At 61.9% G+C, this 21,595-nt stretch carries 18 protein-coding genes and 1 pseudogene; 6 read left to right on the top strand and 13 right to left on the bottom strand.

Annotation, left to right across the window (positions count from 1 at the left end):
- Nucleotides 1-3: 3 nt before the first annotated feature.
- The 3 genes from coaD to BWR18_RS05425 all read right to left on the bottom strand — a co-directional run bounded on the left by coaD (nt 4) and on the right by BWR18_RS05425 (nt 2,096).
- On the bottom strand, nt 4-495 hold the full coding sequence (coaD, locus tag BWR18_RS05435) for a pantetheine-phosphate adenylyltransferase (protein WP_076627056.1): 492 nt from the start codon (nt 493-495) through the stop codon (nt 4-6).
- Between the two features lie 81 nt (nt 496-576).
- The gene (locus tag BWR18_RS05430; protein WP_076627055.1) at nt 577-1,011 is read right to left on the bottom strand and encodes a CBS domain-containing protein; all 435 of its coding nucleotides are present in this window, start codon (nt 1,009-1,011) and stop codon (nt 577-579) included.
- A gap of 173 nt (nt 1,012-1,184) precedes the next feature.
- A complete protein-coding gene (locus tag BWR18_RS05425) occupies nt 1,185-2,096 on the bottom strand; it encodes a LysR family transcriptional regulator (protein ID WP_076627054.1) in 912 nt (303 codons plus the stop codon).
- Nucleotides 2,097-2,202: 106 nt separating this feature from the next.
- Here BWR18_RS05425 and BWR18_RS05420 point away from each other — a divergent pair, with 106 nt between their 5' ends.
- From BWR18_RS05420 to mmsB, 6 genes and pseudogenes are all read left to right on the top strand, one after another.
- On the top strand, nt 2,203-3,702 hold the full coding sequence (locus BWR18_RS05420) for a CoA-acylating methylmalonate-semialdehyde dehydrogenase (protein ID WP_076630141.1): 1,500 nt from the start codon (nt 2,203-2,205) through the stop codon (nt 3,700-3,702).
- A 1-nt stretch (nt 3,703) separates the two neighbouring features.
- Nucleotides 3,704-4,141: a hypothetical protein gene (locus BWR18_RS05415; RefSeq protein ID WP_076627053.1), complete on the top strand. Its 438-nt coding sequence runs from the start codon at nt 3,704-3,706 to the stop codon at nt 4,139-4,141.
- A gap of 61 nt (nt 4,142-4,202) precedes the next feature.
- Complete coding sequence (locus BWR18_RS05410) at nt 4,203-5,345, top strand: acyl-CoA dehydrogenase family protein (RefSeq protein WP_076627052.1); 1,143 nt, start codon at nt 4,203-4,205, stop codon at nt 5,343-5,345.
- Complete coding sequence (locus tag BWR18_RS05405) at nt 5,342-5,692, top strand: RidA family protein (protein ID WP_076627051.1); 351 nt, start codon at nt 5,342-5,344, stop codon at nt 5,690-5,692. Before BWR18_RS05410 ends, BWR18_RS05405 begins: the two co-directional genes overlap by 4 nt.
- Nucleotides 5,689-6,636, top strand: a pseudogene (locus BWR18_RS22345) (enoyl-CoA hydratase/isomerase family protein); the annotation flags it as partial. The gene BWR18_RS05405 and the pseudogene BWR18_RS22345, both read left to right, overlap by 4 nt.
- Nucleotides 6,637-6,729: 93 nt before the next feature.
- Complete coding sequence (gene mmsB, locus BWR18_RS22340) at nt 6,730-7,602, top strand: 3-hydroxyisobutyrate dehydrogenase (RefSeq protein WP_368073648.1); 873 nt, start codon at nt 6,730-6,732, stop codon at nt 7,600-7,602.
- Between the two features lie 3 nt (nt 7,603-7,605).
- On the opposite strand, the gene BWR18_RS05395 is transcribed toward mmsB, so the two are convergent.
- The 10 genes from BWR18_RS05395 to BWR18_RS05350 form a co-directional block, all read right to left on the bottom strand.
- Complete coding sequence (locus tag BWR18_RS05395; protein WP_157598659.1) at nt 7,606-7,860, bottom strand: hypothetical protein; 255 nt, start codon at nt 7,858-7,860, stop codon at nt 7,606-7,608.
- 147 nt (nt 7,861-8,007) lie between these two features.
- Nucleotides 8,008-8,715 carry a head GIN domain-containing protein gene (locus tag BWR18_RS05390; protein WP_076627048.1) on the bottom strand — a complete coding sequence of 236 codons (708 nt, stop codon included), beginning with the start codon at nt 8,713-8,715 and terminating at the stop codon, nt 8,008-8,010.
- A 73-nt stretch (nt 8,716-8,788) separates the two neighbouring features.
- Nucleotides 8,789-11,671, bottom strand: coding sequence for an excinuclease ABC subunit UvrA (gene uvrA, locus BWR18_RS05385; protein WP_076627047.1), 2,883 nt, complete (start codon nt 11,669-11,671; stop codon nt 8,789-8,791).
- A 103-nt stretch (nt 11,672-11,774) separates the two neighbouring features.
- Entirely contained in the window at nt 11,775-12,926 is a 1,152-nt protein-coding gene (locus BWR18_RS05380) for an MFS transporter (protein ID WP_076627046.1), read from the bottom strand.
- Between the two features lie 109 nt (nt 12,927-13,035).
- Nucleotides 13,036-13,353, bottom strand: coding sequence for a hypothetical protein (locus BWR18_RS05375; protein WP_157598658.1), 318 nt, complete (start codon nt 13,351-13,353; stop codon nt 13,036-13,038).
- Nucleotides 13,354-13,512: 159 nt separating this feature from the next.
- Complete coding sequence (gene lpdA / locus BWR18_RS05370; protein WP_076627045.1) at nt 13,513-14,910, bottom strand: dihydrolipoyl dehydrogenase; 1,398 nt, start codon at nt 14,908-14,910, stop codon at nt 13,513-13,515.
- A 144-nt stretch (nt 14,911-15,054) separates the two neighbouring features.
- Nucleotides 15,055-15,633 carry a DUF924 family protein gene (locus BWR18_RS05365; protein ID WP_076627044.1) on the bottom strand — a complete coding sequence of 193 codons (579 nt, stop codon included), beginning with the start codon at nt 15,631-15,633 and terminating at the stop codon, nt 15,055-15,057.
- An 89-nt stretch (nt 15,634-15,722) separates the two neighbouring features.
- Nucleotides 15,723-16,991: an MFS transporter gene (locus BWR18_RS05360; RefSeq protein ID WP_076627043.1), complete on the bottom strand. Its 1,269-nt coding sequence runs from the start codon at nt 16,989-16,991 to the stop codon at nt 15,723-15,725.
- A 94-nt stretch (nt 16,992-17,085) separates the two neighbouring features.
- Nucleotides 17,086-18,138, bottom strand: coding sequence for a tRNA preQ1(34) S-adenosylmethionine ribosyltransferase-isomerase QueA (gene queA, locus BWR18_RS05355; protein ID WP_076627042.1), 1,053 nt, complete (start codon nt 18,136-18,138; stop codon nt 17,086-17,088).
- A 21-nt stretch (nt 18,139-18,159) separates the two neighbouring features.
- Nucleotides 18,160-21,573 carry a hypothetical protein gene (locus BWR18_RS05350; RefSeq protein ID WP_157598657.1) on the bottom strand — a complete coding sequence of 1,138 codons (3,414 nt, stop codon included), beginning with the start codon at nt 21,571-21,573 and terminating at the stop codon, nt 18,160-18,162.
- Nucleotides 21,574-21,595: the final 22 nt, after the last annotated feature.

The following is a 21,595-nucleotide window of genomic DNA, read 5'->3' as shown; positions in this document are numbered from 1 at the left end:
GCCCTAGACAAATCGTTCTTTCAGCGCGTCATTCACCAGCGGTGTCACGAACTCGCTGACGTCACCGCCCAGCCGCGCGATCTCCTTCACCAGCTTCGATGCAATCGCCTGGTGCTCGGCCTCAGCCATCAGGAACACGGTTTCGATACTGTCATCAAGCCGGCGGTTCATGCCGACCATCTGGAATTCGTATTCGAAGTCGGCGACGGCCCGCAGACCCCGAAAAATGATCTGCGCACCCACGTCGCGAGCGCAGTCGATCAGCAGGTTTTCAAAGGGGTGTACGACGATCTCTGTTCCGGTCTGCCCGCTCAGCTTGGCGCATTCCGCTTCGATCATGGCGACACGTTCCTCAAGTGAGAACAAAGGCCCCTTGTCACGGTTGATGGCCACGCCAATGACCAGTCGATCCACCATCGGGCTCGCGCGCCTTATGATGTCGATATGCCCCAGCGTGATGGGATCAAAGGTGCCAGGGTATAGGCCGATGCGCATGGGGCGGCTCCGTCAGTCGTCGTGGCCGCAATGCAGCATTTCACGCCCGCGATTGCAAGCGGGCAGAACGCAAGCGTCTGGTCAGTGCCCCATGATCATGCCTTGCAGGGCATCCTTCTCCATCGCCAGCTCGGTCAGCCGCGCCTTGACCACGTCGCCGATGGTGATCAGCCCGACAAGCTGCCCGTCCTCAACCACCGGCATGTGGCGAAACCGCCTCTCCGTCATCGTGGACAGAATGGCGTCGGCATCGTCCTGACGCCCGCATGTCACCAGTTGCGTGGTCATATATGCATCAACCGGTTCCGAAAGCACCGCCCCACCCTTTTGTGCCAGAACGCGGACGATGTCGCGCTCTGACAGAATGCCATCGGCGGTCTGCCCATCGCCCGACACCACGACCGTCCCGATCTTGCGTTCTGCCAGAATCTTGGCCGCGTCGGACACCTTTGTGCCCGGCTTGACGGTGACAACAGCGTCGTCTGATTTTGACTTGAGGATCTGGTGCACAAGCATGGGTGTGGGCCTCTCAAAGATGGAATGTATCACAGCGTCCGCCGCCGATGGGCCTTATGTCAAGAGTATGCAGGTCGTGCGGCAATCTACCGCCAGTTGAAAATTGGCCACACCTAAAGGTCGCCAACGCCGCAAAATAACATCAGCTGTACACTGCAAAGCATTGTTTATATTTAAATCTGATCCTCAAGCCGCGCCACTTCAGCCCGTACGGCCTTCACAAGCAATTCCGCGAACCGGTTCAACCGCGCATCCCGCGTATCTGACTGGTGACGGATCAGATAAAAGCTTCGTGACAGCGACAGGTCATTGCGCAACACGCGGCGCAAACCGGGCGCAAATGGCAAGGCAAAGTCGTGGACAACGCCAACACCGCCCCCCTGCCGCAGCAGGTTCAACTGCACCGCAACCGAGTTCGACGCCAGCGCCACACGCGCCACGCCCGCATCGGCAAGGTAATCCAGTTCGCGGTCAAAGATCATGTCGGGAATGTACCCCACCACCCTATGCCGTTGCAGGTCCTCCAGCGTGGTCAAAGGGGCAGATTGTTCAAGATAGGTTTCGCTCGCCGCAAAATGCAGCCGGTAGTCCGTCATGCGCTGGACCGTCAATTGCCCGGCGGTCGGTGCGCTCACCCCGATGGCCAGATCCGCCTCGCGCCGAGAGAGGTTGAACACACGCGGCAAGGCCACGATCTGGACATCAAGGCCCGGATGGTCGCGACCAAGCGCGGCGCAGACCTGCGGCAGCACGTAGTTCGCGCACCCATCGGGCGCACCGATGCGCACCTGCCCAGTCAGACCCGCATCAGCTTCGGGCCGCCCCGCCCCGCCGATACCTTCGGTCGCGGCGCGCATCGCAGCCTCTGCCGCCTCGGCCTGGTCGCGCAATCGCAGCCCGGCCTCGGTCAGCGCATAGCCTTGCGGCGACTTTCGGAACAGAACGACATCCAGATCCCGTTCGAGCCGCGCCACCCGCCGACCCAGGGTCGCAGCATCCTTCCGTACGGTCTTGGCCGCTGTCGACAGTGTCTCGGCCCGAGCCACGGCCAAAAACAGGCGCAAATCGTCCCAATGCGGCAGCATCGCACCCCCATATCATGCAAAAATGCAGAGCGGTTTTGCCTAACTGCCCCTTTTACACGCTATTTTGCAAGACTATCCTGCGCCCAACAGCGATCAGGAGGATCCCATGCAAGAGCTTTCCCACTATATCGACGGCGCCCATGTCAGCGGTACGTCAGGCCGTTTCGCTGACGTCATGAACCCCGCCACGGGCGAGGTGCAGGCGCGCGTCCCGCTCGCCTCCACCGATGAAGTGGCCAAGGCGGTCGAGATTGCAGCCGCCGCCCAACCCGCATGGGCCGCCACCAACCCGCAGCGCCGGGCGCGCGTCCTCATGAAATTCGTGACCCTTTTGAACCGCGACATGGATAAGCTGGCCGAGGCGCTCAGCCGCGAACATGGCAAGACGCTGCCCGATGCCGCCGGCGACGTGCAGCGCGGGCTTGAGGTGGTCGAATACTGCATCGGCGCGCCACACCTGCTGAAAGGCGAATACACCGACAGCGCGGGCCCCGGCATCGACATGTACTCCATGCGCCAGCCCTTGGGCGTCACGGCGGGCATCACCCCGTTCAACTTCCCGGCCATGATCCCGATGTGGATGTTCGCGCCCGCCATCGCCTGCGGCAACGCCTTCATCCTCAAACCGTCCGAACGCGACCCGTCGGTGCCCCTGATGCTGGCGGAACTGATGGAGGAAGCAGGGCTGCCGAAGGGCATCCTGCAGGTGGTGAACGGCGACAAGGAAGCCGTAGACGCCCTTCTGCACAATGACACCGTGCAATCCATTGGCTTCGTCGGCTCCACCCCCATCGCGGAATACATCTATGCCACCGGCTGCGCGAACGGCAAACGGGTGCAGTGCTTTGGCGGGGCCAAGAACCACATGATCGTCATGCCCGATGCTGACATGGACCAGGCTGCGGACGCGCTGGTCGGCGCAGGCTACGGCGCGGCAGGCGAACGCTGCATGGCCATCTCGGTCGCCGTGCCCGTGGGCGATGAAACCGCCGACCGCCTAATCGAAAAGCTGGTGCCGCGCATCGAAAAGCTGAAGGTCGGCCCCTATACGGCTGGCAATGACGTGGACTACGGCCCCGTTGTGACTGGTGCGGCCAAGGCCAACATCGAACGCCTGGTGCAAACCGGGATCGACCAAGGCGCTGAACTGGTCGTCGACGGGCGCGATTTCAAGCTGCAAGGCTACGAAGACGGTTACTTTGTCGGACCGCACCTGTTTGACCGCGCCACGCCCGACATGGATATCTACAAGCAGGAAATCTTTGGCCCCGTCCTGACCACCGTGCGCGCCCAAACCTACGAAGAGGCCATCGGCCTTGCCATGGACCACGAATACGGCAACGGCACCGCCATCTTCACCCGCGACGGCGACACAGCCCGCGACTTTGCCAATCGGATCAACATCGGGATGGTGGGGATCAACGTTCCCATTCCGGTGCCATTGGCCTACCATACCTTCGGCGGCTGGAAAAAATCCGTGTTCGGGGACCTGAATCAACATGGTCCTGACGCATTTAAGTTCTATACGCGCACCAAGACAGTGACGGCACGTTGGCCGTCAGGTATCAAGGAAGGCGGAGAATTCTCGATCCCCGTCATGGAGTAAAATGCCAGTACGCTTTCGTATTCTGCCGGACCGCGGCCTTGTCGTGGTTCGGTATACAGGCCACGCGGCCATTGATGACACCATGCGCGCCACACGCGCCTATGTCAGCCATCCGCACTATGCGCCGGGTCAAAAACAGCTCGTCGATTTCAGTGCGATCACGGGATACGAAAAGGATTACGTCCGCTTCATGCAGATGCAGGCCGAAAAGGCCGGGCGCTTTGCCGGGTCGGGCACACAATCGCTTGTCGTCTACATCGCGCCCACGCCGATCAGTCAGGAATTGGCATCGCTCTTCTTCAAGTCGTGGAATGACGTGCATGCCGTTGTCCCCATTGTTCAGGACTCCGAGACAGAAGCCCTGACGCTCCTGGGCGAGACCAAGGAAACGGTGGACACATTGCTGATGCCGACATCCGGCCGACGGGCCTTGCAATAGTCCTGCAAACATCGGAATTTAACGTGCGTTCAATTCAAGGCATGGCGTGACGGGAGGGACCATGGATTTCGCACTGACCGAGGAACAGACGGCTATCTTCGACATGGCCCATGCGTTTGGCCAATCGGAAATCGCGCCCCACGCACGCGACTGGGAAGCGGCGGGCACCATCCCCAAGGATCTGTGGCCCAAAGTGGGCGAGTTGGGCTTTGCTTCTCTTTACGTCTCCGAAGATGCGGGCGGCGCGGGCCTGTCGCGCCTTGACGCGACACTGGTGTTCGAGGCGCTGTCGATGGCCTGCCCCTCCGTCGCCGCCTTCCTGTCGATCCACAACATGTGCGCCAAGATGCTCGACAGCTTTGCCGATGACGCCCTGAAGGCGCGCGTGATGCCGGACGTTTTGAGTATGAACACCGTCCTCAGCTATTGCCTGACCGAACCTGGTTCCGGCTCCGACGCCGCCGCCCTGCGCACCCGTGCGGACCGCACGAACGAAGGCTATGTGCTGAACGGGACCAAGGCGTTCATCTCCGGCGGCGGCTATTCCGATGCGTATGTATGTATGGTGCGCACGGGCGAGGATGGGCCCAAGGGCGTCTCCACCGTCTATGTCGAAGACGGCACCGAAGGGCTGTCGTTTGGCGGACTGGAGGACAAAATGGGCTGGAAAAGCCAACCCACCGCCCAAGTCCAATTCGACAATTGCAACATTTCCAGCGGCAATTTGGTGGGTGAAGAGGGCCATGGTTTCAAATATGCGATGATGGGCCTTGATGGCGGACGATTGAACATCGCCGCCTGCTCCTTGGGCGCGGCCCAGACCGCCTTGAACAGCACATTGCTGTATATGGGCGAGCGCAAAGCCTTCGGCCAGCCCATCGACCAGTTCCAGGGCCTGCAATTCCGCCTTGCGGATATGGAGATCGAGCTGCAAGCCGCCCGGACCTTTCTGCGCCAGGCCGCATGGAAACTGGACACACAGCAACCCGACGCAACCAAGTTCTGCGCCATGGCCAAGAAATTCGTAACCGAGGCCGGGTCGCGCGTTGTCGATCAATGCCTGCAACTGCACGGCGGCTACGGCTACCTCGCCGATTACGGCATCGAAAAACTGGTCCGCGACCTACGCGTGCACCAGATCCTCGAAGGCACGAACGAGATCATGCGCGTAATCGTGGCGCGCGACATGCTGAAGAACCGATGACTGACATCAAGCGCTTCGACACGGACCTTCGGATGAGCCAAGCGGTTGTGCATGCGCAAACCGTTTACCTCGCCGGCCAGTGCGGCACCGCCCATGCACCGATAGATGTCCAAACCCGAGAGGCACTGGCAAAAGTCGATCATCATCTAGCGGCGGTCGGAAGTGACAAGACGTGGCTGCTGACAGTCACCATCTGGTTGGTCTCTATCGTCGACTACGATGCCGTCAACACGGTTTGGGACGCATGGATGCCCCCAGGCGCGGCGCCTGCCCGGTCGTGCGGCGAGGTACAGATTGGTGGCGACGGCTACGACATTGAAATCATCTGCACAGCGGCCTTGCCATGACTGACATTTCTATCAGCGTCACCGGCAAAGCGGGCCGCATTACGCTGCAACGCCCCGAAGCGCTCAATGCCATGACCTACGAAATGTGTTTGGCCATCGAAGACGCGCTGGATAAGTGGGCGACAGATGCCGCCGTCCAACTTGTCGTCCTCGACGCCGAAGGAGACCGCGCCTTTTGTTCCGGCGGCGACATCGCGGAACTCTACGCCACGGGCACCAAGGGCGACTACGCCTATGGCCAGAAATTCTGGGCCGACGAATACCGCTTGAACCACAAGATTTTCCACTATCCCAAACCCGTCGTCAGCTTCCTGCAGGGCTTCACCATGGGCGGCGGTGTCGGCATCGGCTGCCACGGATCGCACCGGATCGTCGGGGACAGCAGCCAGATCGCCATGCCCGAATGCGGCATCGGCCTGATCCCGGATGTGGGCGGCTCGCTCATGCTGGCCCTCGCGCCCGGACGGTTGGGCGAATATCTGGGCACGACAGCAGCGCGCATGAACGCCTCGGACGCCATCTTTGCTGGGTTCGCCGACCACTATATCCCAGAAGCGCAGTGGGCGGACCTCATCAGCACGCTGGAGATGACAGGCGACACCGACTGTCTTGTCGAGGCGGCCACCATCCCTGACCCCGGCCCGCTGCAAGAGGCGATGGCAGACATCAACAGACACTTCCACGGCGTGTCCCTCGGCGACGTCCTGACCACGCTCAAAGGCGAAGACAGCGATTTCGCCCGCGACACGCTCAAACGCATGGGGCGCAACAGCCCCCTGTCAATGGCCTGCACGATAGAGGTGCTGAATCGCCTGCGTGGCCCGTCCCTCACACTGGAAAAGGCGCTCGACCTCGAATACCGCTTTACCGCGCGGGCGATGGAACATGGCGACTTCCTCGAAGGGATCCGGGCCGCCATCATCGACAAAGACCGCGCGCCCAAATGGCAATATGCTGACGGCGCGGTCCCACCCATGGCGGTGAGCAAGATGCTGATGCCCTTGGGAAAAATGGCCCTCAAGCTGGGAGGAACAGGCATGAAAATCGGATTTATCGGGCTCGGCAACATGGGCGCGCCCATGGCGGCCAACCTCGCCAAGGCCGGGCATGACGTGACTGGCTTTGACGTCGCGGGTACTACGGCAGAAGGTGTCGTAACAGCTGAGAGTGTGGGCGAAGCGACCAAGGGCATGGACATCGTGATCACCATGCTGCCCAACGGCGACATCCTGCGCACGGTGGCAAATGACGTGATCCCGGCAATGAAGCCGGGCGCCACGCTCATCGACTGCTCCACCGTCGATGTCGAAAGCGCCCGCGCGGTGGCTGCACAGGCTGATGCGGCCGGTTTGGGCTGCGTTGACGCCCCCGTCTCGGGCGGGATCGGCGGCGCAGCAGGCGGCACGCTCACCTTCATGGCAGGCGGCACAGACGCGGCCTTCGACGCCGCCAAACCGCTTTTCGACATCATGGGCCAAAAGGCCGTGCATTGCGGCGACGCAGGCGCCGGTCAGGCGGCCAAGATCTGCAACAACATGATCCTCGGCGCCACCATGATCGCCACATGCGAGGCGTTCGCGCTGGCCGACAAACTCGGCCTTGACCGGCAAAAGATGTTCGACGTGGTCAGCACATCCTCGGGGTATTCATGGACCATGAACGCCTACTGCCCTGCCCCCGGCATCGGCCCGCACAGCCCCGCCGACAACGACTACCAACCGGGCTTTGCGGCGGAATTGATGCTCAAGGATCTGGGCCTCAGCCAACAGGCTGCTGAGGCGGTGGACGCCGATACGCCAATGGGCCAGCGCGCGCTAGAGCTTTACCGACAGTTCGTCGAAGACGAGGGCGGAAAAGGCAAGGATTTCAGCGCGATGCTGCCCCGGTTCTCGGATCGCGGTCGGGGCTGACCGCTATTTGCCCACCGTGATCAAAAGCAGCACGCCGAACATCACGGGCACAAGACCAACCGCCACGATGATCAACGCGGGATAGCCCCATGTGGCGATCGCAAGGCCCCACAACGTCACAAGCACGAGGACGGCATAAAGAACGCGCGCCTCCACCCCGATCAACGCCGGTGTGATGGTCCGGGCAGCATCGGCAGCCGCCTGCATCCCGCCGCGCAAAAAGGACGTTTGCGGCGGAACATGTGTGGTCGTGGTCATGAAATGGAGTCTCCGTTCAGGTTTCACCTGAAGTATGAACCCCACCAGCGGATGAAATGCGGCATTCTGACCAAAACCGATCACTGGATCCGACAGGTTGACGCAAGCAGCGGAAAAACAGCCGCTCCGCGCTCAATCTGACTGGTTTCAGGAGCCCGGCAGACTCACATCGCCGCCCGAGCTTTCGTTGATCTTCGTGTCCACAGGTGCACCGCCGACATCAATGTCACCCCCGCTCGAGGCCCGCGCCAGCAATGCCCCTGTTGCATAAACCTCGATGTCGGCACCACTCGAGGCTTTTGCCTCAACGTCCTTACACTCGAAATCTTCGGCGTCGATCTCCGATCCGCTGGACGCCTCGACGAGAAGCGATCCGCAGGTCCCGCGCACATCCAGGTCCGACCCGGAACTGGCCGCAAGGATCACATTTGCCGCCTCCAACCCGTCCACATCTACCTCGGCGCCGCTGCTGGTCTTTGCCTGAAACATGTCGGGAAATGTACCTGACGCTTCGACATACACGCCGCGGTTCGCAGTGATGGCAGTCAATGCGGGCAGATGCACGGTCACGGTGTAGTAGTCAGCCATCCCCATCAGGATCATCGACGACCGCCCCTTGCGAGATATCACCAGCGTATCACCGTCCTGCTCGACAACCAGCCGTTGCGCGCGCGCGGTGCCGGACACATCCGACACAACGCTGAAGTCGGATCCGGAAAACACCTCGACCTTCACATGATCGGATGCGACGATTTTCGAAAACCCGGTCAGGTTGTGCACGGTTTCACGTGCGGCCAAGGGGGAGGCCAGCGCAACAGCGCACAGGGCCGACACGACATAACAAGATGGTCTCATCTTCACTCTCCTGACATGATTGTGAAGATGAGATGGTGTTAATCCGATTCACATTCAAGATGTGAAGCGGGAATTACTCTGCCGCAACCTTGCGTGGTGTCAGCATCGGCTTGAGGTACTGTCCAGTATGGCTCTCGGCGACTTCTGCCACTTCTTCGGGTGTACCCGTTGCAACGACCTGACCACCGCCATCACCGCCTTCCGGGCCAATGTCTATGATGTGATCCGCGGTCTTGACCACGTCGAGATTGTGTTCGATCACCACGACCGAATTGCCCTGATCCACCAGTTCATGCAGCACTTCCAACAGCTTGCGCACATCTTCGAAGTGCAGACCCGTGGTCGGTTCATCCAGGATGTACAGCGTCCGACCCGTCGATCGTTTCGACAGCTCCTTCGACAGCTTCACCCGCTGCGCCTCGCCGCCCGAAAGCGTGGTCGCCTGCTGGCCCACCTTGATGTAGCCAAGGCCGACACGCATCAGCGCATCCATCTTTTCCCGGATGGACGGCACCGCCTGGAAAAACGTCTGCGCATCCTCGACCGTCATATCAAGCACATCAGCGATGGACTTGCCCTTGAACTTGATCTCCAGCGTCTCGCGGTTGTAACGTGCGCCCTTGCAGGTCTCGCATTCGACATAGACGTCCGGAAGAAAGTGCATCTCGATCTTGATGACCCCGTCGCCCTGGCACGCCTCGCACCGCCCGCCCTTGACGTTGAAACTGAAACGCCCGGGCTTGTAGCCGCGCGCCTTCGCCTCGGGCAACCCCGCGAACCAGTCACGGATTGGCGTAAACGCCCCCGTATAGGTCGCCGGGTTTGACCGGGGTGTCCGCCCAATGGGCCGCTGGTCGATGTCGATGACCTTGTCCAGATGCTCAAGCCCCTTGATCGTCTCGCAGGGCGCGGGCGTCTGGCGGGCACCGTTCAACGCCATCGAGGCGGTCTTGAACAGTGTCTCAATCGTCAGCGTAGACTTGCCCCCGCCCGACACGCCCGTCACGCAGACAAACTTGCCCAGCGGGAAATCGACGGTCACGTTCTGTAGATTGTTCCCGGTTGCCTTGACGACGGTCAGCTTCTTCTTGCCCTTCTTGCCCTTGCGCCGCTCCAGCGGCAACGCAATCTCGCGCTTGCCGGACAGGTAGTCGCCAGTGATCGAGCCGCTCGCTGCCAGTGTGTCCGGTGTACCATGCGCCACAACCTCGCCCCCATGCACCCCGGCACCCGGCCCAATGTCGAACACATAGTCTGCCTCGCGGATGGCCTCCTCGTCATGTTCGACCACGATCACGGTATTGCCCTGGTCCCGCAGGTTCTTCAGCGTGCCGAGCAGACGGTCATTGTCGCGCTGGTGCAGCCCGATGGACGGCTCATCCAGCACGTACAGCACCCCCGTCAGCCCCGATCCGATCTGCGACGCCAACCGGATACGCTGGCTCTCACCCCCGCTCAGCGTACCGCTGGCCCGGGACATGGTAAGATACTCAAGACCAACATTGTTCAGGAACCCCAGCCGCTCACGAATCTCCTTCAGAATGGCGCGCGCAATCTCGTTATTCTGGTCGGTCAGATATTTCGGAACCTCCTGGCACCAAGCATAAGCCTCGCGGATCGACATTTCGACCACGTGCCCGACATGCAGCAGCTTGTCCGGATCATCTCGCGGCCCGATCTTCACCGCCAGCGCTTCGGGGCGCAAACGGTAGCCGCCGCAATCGCCGCAGGGCCGGTTGTTCTGATAGCGCTCGAATTCTTCACGAATCCAGTTCGAATCCGTCTCGCGATAGCGGCGCTCCATGTTGGGGATCACCCCTTCGAACACGCGCGTCACCTGATAGACACGGCCGCCCTCATCGTAGCGGAACGGGATTTCCTCATCATGCGAGCCATACAGAAACACCTGCTGCACATGCTTCGGCAGGTCCTTCCACTTGGTCTGCGGATCGAACTCGTAATGCTTGGCGATTGCCTCGATGGTTTGCAGGAAGTACGGCGACTTCCCCTTCCGCCAAGGCGCCAACGCACCGTCATAAACCTTCAGAGTCTGATCCGGCACCACCAGCCGTTCATCAAAGAACAGCTCATGCCCCAACCCGTCACAGGATGGGCACGCGCCAAAAGGCGCATTGAAGGAAAACAGCCGCGGCTCAATCTCAGGGATCGTGAAGCCACTGACCGGACAGGCGAATTTCTCGGAGAACGTTGTGCGCTCCGGGTCACCTTCACTCGGCGCCGTCTCAAGAATTGCGATGCCATCGGCCAAGTCTAAAGCCGTGCGCAAGCTGTCCGCCAACCGCGTCTCCAGCCCCTCACGCACGACGATCCGGTCCACCACCACATCAATGTCATGGCGAAATTTCTTGTCCAGCGTCGGCGGCTCGTCGAGTTCATAGAACGACCCATCTACCTTCACCCGCTGGAACCCCTGCTTGCGCAGTTCCAGAAACTCCTTGCGGTACTCGCCCTTGCGGTCGCGGATGATCGGGGCGAGCAAATAGGCGCGCGTCCCCTCGTCCATCGCCATGATGCGATCGACCATGTCCTGCACCTGCTGCGCCTCAATAGGCTTTCCAGTCGCGGGGGAATAGGGCGTGCCGACACGGGCAAAGAGCAGCCGCATATAGTCGTAAATCTCGGTCACAGTGCCGACGGTCGACCGGGGGTTCTTCGACGTCGTCTTCTGCTCGATGGAAATCGCTGGGCTCAGGCCCGAAATATGATCCACATCCGGCTTCTGCATCATGTCCAGAAACTGCCGCGCATAGGCCGAAAGCGATTCTACGTACCGGCGCTGCCCCTCGGCATAGATGGTGTCGAAGGCCAGCGATGACTTCCCCGACCCCGAAAGCCCAGTGATCACAACCAGTTGGTCACGCGGGATATCCACGTCGATGCTCTTGAGGTTGTGCTCGCGCGCGCCGCGCACCTCGATATTCTTTTGCTCGGCCATGTCAGCCCCCCGGATTAACGATCTGTACATAGGTCAGATGGCCCAAACAGCCAACGGAAAAATCAGAACACAGCGTGAACATGCGCGTTGCTGCCGCAACCTGTCAGGAACGGCGCGCCGCCATCCACGCATGGGCCGCAATCCCACAGGCAAAGACAGCGATGCAGGTCCACACCAGGCCCGGAAATCCCGCCACGCTCAGGACAGCCAGCAACACCGGCGTGCCCAGCGTGTTGCCCAGATTGCCGGTCTGCGCCAACCCGCCATAGGCCTGGCTTTGATGGGCCGCCGTGTCGTTCAACTGCGGCACGGCGGCAAAACTCGCCCCCTGCACCAACCCCAGCGCACCCGCCAGCGCCAGACAGGCAACCGGCAGGCCGGGCGCGACCCAAAGCCACAAAAGCGACGCGATGCACAGCGCAAAACCAACCTGCACCAGCATCACCGCAGAGATAAAGCGCAGCAGATAAACGCCAAAGGTCAGCGACACCGCAATGGCCACCAGCGGCATCGCCCCGATCACCCAGGCCCGCCATTCCTGCGCGATATAGGGCGGCAACACCGTCAGGATGGCCAGAAAACAGAATGTGTAAAACATCCACCCCGCCCCCGGCGCCGCGATCCGGGGCGAGCGGTAGATGGTCACATGGTCGCGCAGGATACCCGACAAGGACAACGTGCCTTCTGGCGGCACCTCGATGGGGCGCAAGAACAGGCCCAGGATCACAGCAAAGACCGCCAGCCAAACAGCGTGCGCGACAAACAGTGACGGCAACCCCAGCGCATCAACCAGTGGCAGACCAAGCGCTACCAGCAGCGTAAACGCGACTGAGAAAAACGTGCTCCACAGCGTTAGCGTAAAGCCGCGATGCCGCTCCGCACTCAGCTGCGCGATCAAGGTGGGCGCAGCGACCACCATGGCAAGATGCGAGACACCCTCCAAAGCGCGGCTCGCCAACATCAAAGGCAGGCTCGGCAACGTCGCCTGAAACAGCGACAGCGCAGCCCCGGCCCAAAGCGCCCCGAGCATCGCACGCCGGTAGCGAATGCGCGCAACAACCAGCCCGGCAACGACGCCAAATACGATGCCCAGAAACCCCACCAGGGACACGATAAAGCCCAAGGCGGCCCCGGCATCCGGGTAGACCGCCGGAAGCTGGTCAAAGATGACTGAGATTTTGGCGTATTGCCCCGCCGCACCAAGGCCCGCGCCCCAAAGGGCAAAGACAAGTGGGAAGGAGGTGCGGTCGACCATGCCCACCGGCTACGCCTGAACGCGGGGGGCTGCAAGGCCGCGATATGTGCGCGGCCTGCGCTTTAGATGTGGATCAAAGGTTCCGCTTTAGCACGCGGCACAGCGCTGTTCAGCCCGCCGCCTCATATATCTCGACGCGGCTTACGGCACTGCCATTTCCAAACACACGGACAAGGACAAACCCGACGACGGCGGACCGGATGCGCGCCACCGTGTGATGCGCTTTACTGAATTGACACCGTCCAGCGATCATCGCGCGCCGCTCTGCGGTGGTAAAGAACGGATCAACACTGTCGCCCGCGTCCCGCCGTCCAAACTTGTGCACATTCGCCCGGTCTTGCTGGACGATGCCGCAGACATCGTTCAGCGGCGCCCCCCGCGAATTGTATGTGTCCTGCGGCGTCAGCATCGTATAATATTCGAACATGAGTTGTTGTGCCGATACGGGCTTGGCCAAGACCGACAGCCCGATTACCACAGCAAGAAAAGGTGCAAAGACATTGCGCATGACATCCCCCAGAATCAAAAAACCAATGGCTGCACTGTAGCAGCCATTGGTTCTGCGGAATCAGGAAAAGGAGTGCGCTTACATGTGGATCACGCGATCATATGCATCCAGCACACTCTCGTGCATCATCTCCGACAGCGTCGGGTGCGGGAAGACGGTGTGCATCAAGTCTTCTTCCGTCGTCTCAAGCGCCTGGCCCACGACATAGCCCTGGATCAGCTCGGTCACTTCCGCCCCGATCATATGCGCGCCCAGCAGCTCGCCGGTCTTGGCGTCAAACACCGTCTTGATCATGCCTTCAGGCTCACCCAAGGCAATCGCCTTGCCGTTGCCGATGAACGGGAACTTGCCGACCTTGATCTCGTGCCCGGCCTCTTTCGCCGCTGCCTCGGTCAGGCCGACGCTCGCCACCTGCGGGTGACAATAGGTGCAGCCCGCAATGGAGTTCGGCTTGATCGGATGCACGTCGTTCTTGCCCGCGATCAACTCGGCCACCATGACACCTTCGTGGCTCGCCTTGTGCGCCAGCCACGGCGCGCCCGCGATGTCACCGATGGCATAGATCCCCTCGACGCCAGTGCGGCAGAATTCATCCGTCACCACGTGGGTCCGGTCCACCTTCACGCCCAGTTTCTCAAGGTTCAGCCCCTCGACATTGCCAACAATTCCTACTGCGGAAATGACGGTGTCAAACTCGTGCTTCTCGACCTTGCCGCCCACTTCGATATGCGCGGTCACCTTGCCCTTGGCGCGGTCCAGCTGCTTGACCATCGCTTTTTGCATGATGGTCATGCCCTGCTTTTCAAAGCTCTTCTTGGCAAAGGCACTGATTTCCTCGTCCTCGACCGGAAGCACACGGTCCATGACCTCGACCACGGTCGTGTCGGCCCCAAGCGTGTTGTAGAAGCTCGCAAATTCAATCCCGATTGCACCGGATCCAATGACCAGCAACTTCTTCGGCATGCGGCTTGGCGTCAGCGCCGCCTTGTAGGTCCAAACCAGTTCGCCATCCGCCTCAAGCCCGGGCAACTCGCGCGCGCGCGCACCAGTGGCGAGGATGATGCTCTTGGCCGCCAACTCCTCCGTCCCTTTGTCGGTTTTGACGCTGACCTTGCCCTTGGATGGGATCGTGCCCTCGCCCATGATGACGGTCACCTTGTTCTTCTTCAGCAGGTGCTGCACGCCGCCCGATAACTGCCCCGCGATCTTGCGGGACCGGTCGACAACAGCAGGCAAATCATAATCAATGCCATCGGCTTTCAGACCAAACTCCTTGGCACGGTGCATCAGGTGAAACACTTCGGATGACCGCAGCATCGCCTTGGTCGGAATGCAGCCCCAGTTCAGGCAGATGCCGCCCAGATGCTCACGCTCGACAACGCAGGTGCTCAGACCCAGCTGCGCCGCCCGAATGGCGGCCACATAACCTCCGGGGCCAGAACCGATCACCACCACGTCAAAGGATTTCGCTGCCATATCAAGCTCCTTGCCAAGCGCTGCGTCAGATTTAGTTTACCGTTAAACTATTTCTGGACAAGTCTCAACGAAAGCCGAGCGCGACAAATCGACTGACGCAGGGGAAAGCCCCGCGTCACAAACGCCTCAATCCGGGAAAAGGTTTCAGGCGGCCTCTGCCCCCTGCAATCCACGCACAACCTCGCCATAGCCGCCCGCCTCAAGATGCGCCTTTTCGGCGGCGGTCGTGGCCCGGCCCAGCACTGCGTTGCGATGCGGGAAACGACCGAACTGGCGGATCACCTCGCGGTGAGCGCGGGCATGCAGCAGGAACGTGTCGTCCTCCATCCGCTCGCAGATCAGGCGCACGGCACGCTCCTGATCACACAGGTTCTCCGAATGCTCGAGTGGCATGTAGAAGAACTGCCGTGCCGGCGGATCAATGCGCATGTCCCACCCCTTGCTGATCGCAGACTTGGCAGCGGCCAAGGCCGCGCGGTCGGTGGAAAACGCACCTGCATCATCGCGGAACATGTTGCGCGGCAACTGATCGGTCAGAATGATGTAGGCCAGTGCCCCCGAAGGATAGGTCAACCACAGCGCAAACTTGCCTTCGGTTGCTGCCTTCCAAGTGGCGCCAAAACGGTCACGTATGGCCTGATCAAACAGGGGATCAGACTTGAACCAATCCTCCGGACTGCACTCGTCCAACCAAAAACTCAATACATCGTCCGGACCCATCATGGTTGTCTCTCCCTACCCATGTCCCGCCAAAAAACCGTTACACAGTTTACCTTGGGTCCCAAATCACGAAATACAACAGGTGCGACACATTACGCGGCTCGGTTGTCGTCCTCGCCCTCCAGATCGGTCTCGATGGCGTATTCCTGAGCAATTTCCATAGCCACGGGGGTGGTCGTGGCCTGCGACATGACCACATACGCCCCCGTCTCGTCCACCGGAATGGTCGCACGCTGCGTCGTCCGATAGGCGGCATAGGCGACAAGGGCCGCAAACAGAACGCCGGTGAACATGTAAAAGCCGGATGGCCCAACGCTCTCCATCAGCGCACCCACGATCAACGGGCCAAACACGGCGCCCAAGCCGTTGATAAACACCAACCCGCCTGACGCGGCGGCCATATCCTCGTGCTCCAGAAAGTCATTCGTGTGCGCCAGCAGCAGGGAATAAAGCGGGTTCGACATCCCCCCGACCACAAAGGCCGACACAAGCAGCATCACGAAATTGCCGCCCAGGATAAGACCGATGACCGACCCCACCCCGCCAATGGCCGCCACGATCAGGATCAGCACGCGCCGGTCCATCCGGTCCGAAATCCAGCCGATGGGATATTGCAGCACCACCGCCCCGATAAAAAACGTCGATACAAAGGCCGAGATTTGGGCGATGCTCAGCCCCGCCGCCGTGCCATACACCGCTGCCATCCCGAACTGCGCGGCAAACACACCGCCCAGCAGGAACATGCCCACGCAGCCCAAGGGCGAATAGCCCACCAGCTCGCGCAGGGTCATCGGTTTCGTGGTGTCAAAGGCGGGCACCGGACTGATCGACAGCAGGATCGGCGTGATCGCCAGCGACACCAGCACCGACGGAATCACAAACAGCACAAAACCCGACGGATCAGCGGTCAGCAACAGATACTGGCTGACCACGATGCCGGTGGTCTGCACGATCATGTACAGCGACAGCGCCTTGCCCCGGTTCGAATTGTCCGCCGCATCGTTCAGCCAGCTCTCCGCCGTGACGTAAACGGCGGAAAAGCAAAACCCGATCACGACCCGCCCCACCGTCCACGCCCAAGGGTCAGCAAAGGTCGGGTACAGGATCATCACGGCAGAGATCAGCGAGGCAAGTGCCGCAAACACGCGCACGTGCCCCACGCGCTGGATCATACGGGGCGCCATGCGACTGCCACCCAAAAAGCCCAGAAAATAGGCGGACATCACAATCGACATCTCAGCGGTCGAAAAGCCTTCGATCTCGCCCCGGATGCCCAGCAGCGTGCCCTGCATCCCGTTGCCAACCATCAGCAGCCCCATGCCAAACAGCAGGGCCCACGCGCTTGTCAGTACCTGGAACATCTCGCCAAACTCCTTGCTGGCACGGGTCCCGTGTCACACGGGCACAAAACTCGTGTCGCAGATAAGTGCGACACCTCAACGTCGGTTTCCGGTGTCACGTTTGCGGCAACAAAAGCGACGCGTCCCCATAAGAGAAAAACCGATACTCGGACCGCACCGCGTGATCGTAGATGGCCGCGATCCGCTCCTGCCCCATCAACGCCGACACCAGCATCATCAGCGTCGATTTGGGCAGGTGAAAATTGGTCATCAAACCGTCTGCCACGCCGAAGGTGAAGCCGGGATAGATGAAAATGTCCGTATCCCCTTCCCAAGGTGCAATTCCACCGTCGCGGGCCATCGTCTCGATCAACCGCAGCGCCGTGGTGCCCACGGGAATCACCCGGTTGCCCCGCGCCTTGGCCGCTGCGATGTCCCCAGCCGCCCGCTCAGACACCTGCCCCCATTCGGCGTGCATCTTGTGCTGTGTCACGTCATCGACCTTGACCGGCAGGAATGTCCCCGCCCCCACATGCAGCGTCACATAGGTCGTCTCGACCCCGCGCGCGGCCAGCGCCGCCATCAGCGCGTCATCGAAATGCAGCGATGCGGTCGGGGCCGCAACCGCGCCAGACTTCTTGGCCCATATGGTCTGGTAATCCGTCTTGTCCTTGTCGTCAGCGGGCCGTTTGGCCGCAATGTAAGGGGGCAAGGGCATTGCCCCCGCCTCGGCCAAGGCCGCATCGAAATCATCACCAGTCAGGTTGAACTGCAAATGCCCCTGCCCGTCTGCACTGCCCGTCAGCGTAGCCGACAGGTCGTTGGAAAAGCGCACGACCTCGCCGGGCTTCACCTTCTTCAGCGGCTTGACCAGTGCCGCCCAATTGCCATCGGCGCGCGGCTCCAGCAGGGTCACTTCGATCCGCGCCTCGGTCAACCCCTGCGCACTTTCGCGCGCCCGCGTGCCGAACAGCCGCGCCGGGATCACGCGGGTGTCATTCAGAACCAGCAAGTCGCCGGGGCGCAGCCAAGACACAAGGTCCGTCACATGCTGGTCGTGGATCGCGTCGCCATCCGCCACCAAGAGCCGCGCGGACGATCGCGGCGCAGCAGGCCGGGTCGCAATCAAGCCCTCGGGCAGGTCGAAATCGAAGTCATCCAGTTTCATGCGCGTCCCCTAGCGGCGCGCTCAGCGTTCATCAATACGTTGCTGACGTTCCTGCCGCCGCCGCTCTGCGTCACTTGGTCCGGGGTCCGCCGGGGCAAAGGCTTCGGGCACAACCGGTGCCGGTGTTTCGCCTTCGACCTGCGGCAAATCCGGGGGCGGCGTGCGGAAAATCTCGCGAAACAGGCCCGGCGTGAGTGCCGATAGCGGGTTGACCTGCACGCGCGGGTCGGCGGCCGGTCCGCGCAAGGTGTAGTTGAACCCGATCAACCCCTCGCCCCGCCGGGTAAAGATGCTGCCGATCCCGTTGATCAGAAACAGGGGCGAAATCACACCCTGCATATTCAACTGTCCCCCCGCCACATCATACACACCGTCCATCGACAGCCCCATCGACGGCCCCGTCGCGCTCGCCTGGGTCAGCGTCATGGTCGAAGGCGTCAGCCGGAACGACGCGCTCACGTCCTGAAAGTGAATGCCACTGCCGCCCATCTGCTCGATCAGGCCGACCACGCTCAACGCATTCAGCAGCGCCGCAATCGCTGGCGCATCCTGAATACGCGTCTCCTTGACCGACAGCGTGCCGTCAAAACCCGCGGCGCCGACAGGCAGCAGCGTCAGATCCAGCGTCCCGCCCCGCGCCTGTTTGAGGATCCTGGCCGAAGCCGCAACCCCGCCCGCATCACTCGATGTGATCCGGATGGCGCTGCGCCCGCCTTGCGGCAGCACCTGCCCGCGAATGGGCGTGCCCCCGTTCACCCGCGCGGTAAAGGTGCCATCAAGACCGCCCGACATATTGAACTGACCCGACATCCCGTCCAGCGCGATAGTGTCCGTGATCTGCAAACGGTCCAGCGTCAGGCTCAGTGGCCCACCGCCCTGCTGCCCGCCGGTTCCGGATCCCGAGCCGCCGAAGTCCGCCTCGCGCAAGTCCAACGTCCCGCCACGGACCACAACGGCAGGCGGCGCACCCCGGCCCTGGCCCACCAGTTCCACGGGACCGTTCATCCAGTTGCCCACGCGCACGGAACTGAAGCTGGCACGCTCCAACCCCACGCCCGGTGTCGCGGTGATGCTGCCTTCGGCCTGCAACCCCGGCGCATCGAGCACCAAGCGGTCCACCCGCGGCGCTTCTCCCAACGCGCCGGACAGCGACAGCGATGCAGGTGTTGCAGCAGGTTTCGACCATCCCAACGGGGGCGACGACAAACGCACCCCGCGCAGGTTCGTCGACAGCACAAAGGACGGCACGCCCTCACCCGCAGGCAACGCGATCTCGATATCCCCGCTGCCCCGCCCCGTCACAAGCCCCGCAGGCAGGCCCAGATCAAAGGCGTCAATCGTCCGCTCCGACAGCTCGATGGATCCGCGCACCGTGCTGGGCTGCGGCCCCTGTCCCAAAGGCTGGGCCCAGGTCACGTCAAATGGCACGCCATCCAGCGTCCCTGGCCCCGACACCGCGACACCCGATTGCGAGGCGACGACCTGCAATCGGTCCGCCGCCACCCGCCGCCCCTCGATCAGCGCCGTGCTCAGCACGTCGCGGGCCGTGCCGCTGGCGTCATATTGCACATCCTTTGGCGTCAGGCCCTTTTTCATTGCAAAGGCCAGAGTACCCTCCGCCGCAATCCGCCCATCAGCGATGCTGGGCGACAACCCGGCCCGCTCCATCACGTTGAGCGGCGGCAGATCCAGCAGCGACAAACCGGCCGTCACCGTCCCATCGGTGGCCAACCGAACAACGGCAGGCACGCCCTCGCGCGCGCGCACATCCGGAATGATAAAGGACGACCCACTCACATCAATCCGCCCGCCCTGAGGCGCTGTCACATGGCCCTGATCGACGGACACCACGAACCGACCGTCCAGCAGGCTCGCGCTGCCCCGCGCCTTTTCGACCGGGGGCAAGGTCTTGAGGTACCGCACCTTCGCATCTTCGTAGGCAAAGCTGGTATAGGCGACGACCTCGCTGTCGGGCGTGTCACGCAAGGCGAGCGCAAGATCGCGCATCTGACCCTCAAGCAGGTTGTCCAGAACCCACTTGCGGGCCTTCGGCGCATAGCGATCCGGCCACAGTTCAAGCAACCGCTCGGGCGCCATGCCCGCCATCTGCGCATCCACCTCATAGCTCCATCCACCCGGGTCGGCCAGCAGCGCGCCCCGCGCAATCAGGTCCTGCCCCTCATCCTGAAACAGCGCCTCCCCGATATCCAGCCGGAACGGATCCAGCCGCAACCGGAAGTCCATCTGCGCCGCCTCCATCTCAATCGGCTCGGGATACAGATCATCCGGGTTCGCCCGCAGGGACGAGGCGCGGAACTGCCCCACCAGGTCATCCAGGCCACCACGCGCGTCAATGCCCAGCACGGCCTGCCCGTCGATCTGCGCCGTGATCCACGCACTGTCGACCGACAACTCGTCAAACAGCAGAACAGTGCCCTCGGGATCATAGCTGAAATAGCTGCGCGCCGACCGAAACGGGACAGGTCGGGTCGCGTCGGTGGGTTGGATCACACCTTCGCCGATGTTCAACGCCACATTGATCGGGGCCAGCGTCCCGTCCACGCCGAAAACCCCGCGCACCGCGCCGGAAATCGGCGCACGCACCACATCCAGCCACTCAAAGGCGGGGGCGAGCACGGCAATATCACCCGCATCCACATCATTGACCAACACACCAAAGGTCGCGGCCGAGGCGCCCACGCTGCTCTCGTAACTCGCCTCCAGCGTGGCCACCCCCTGCCCGCCACTCAACAGAGCAAGGTCCGAGGTCACGCGCAGCATGTCGCCCTCGCGGGTCAGACGCATCCGCCCACCATCAACGGTCCAGGCGCGGGCGGACCGCACATCCTCGACCTCAAGGGTCAGCGCCTGAACGTCGGCCTGCGTCAGGGCCGACAGGCCGGGGATCGACACCAAGTCGTCGATGCCTTCGATCAGCTTGGCAAACGTGTCGGCCTGTTGCGACGGCGCGCCCAGGTCCAGGCCCCCCGACAGGATCACCGATCCGTCGATCTCCCGGCGCAGCTTGGCAAAGACGCCCGTGATGCCAATCTCGGTCGGACGGAACGCGCCTTGCACCAGATCGGCCAGCGACAGACCAATCCGCATCTCGGAAAAGCCGACAATTTCGACGCCCGCATCATTCAAAACCTGCACATTGGTCATGCGCACGCGCGGCTTCGTGCTGTCCTCGACCACCAGATCCAGCGCGTCAAAGCGCAGCGATGCCGCCCCCAGCGCCTCGCCCGCCCGCGTCTCGATCCGGTCGCGCAGCCAACCGGGGGCCATCACGGGCTGCCCGATCAGCACGTAAACCGACGCCCCCATCACGGCGGCAAACACCAGGCTCGCGCACATGCTTCCCAGCCCAAGGCGACGCCACAGGCTCTTTTTCCGCGCGGGGGGCGGGTCGGTTACGGGGTCGGCACTGCTCATGTCTTTATTCTTGTCCGCTCAG

This window comes from Tateyamaria omphalii (assembly GCF_001969365.1).
GTDB lineage: Bacteria > Pseudomonadota > Alphaproteobacteria > Rhodobacterales > Rhodobacteraceae > Tateyamaria > Tateyamaria omphalii_A.
Note: the sequence above shows the minus strand (reverse complement) of the source record. Positions and strands in the feature narration are given on the sequence as shown.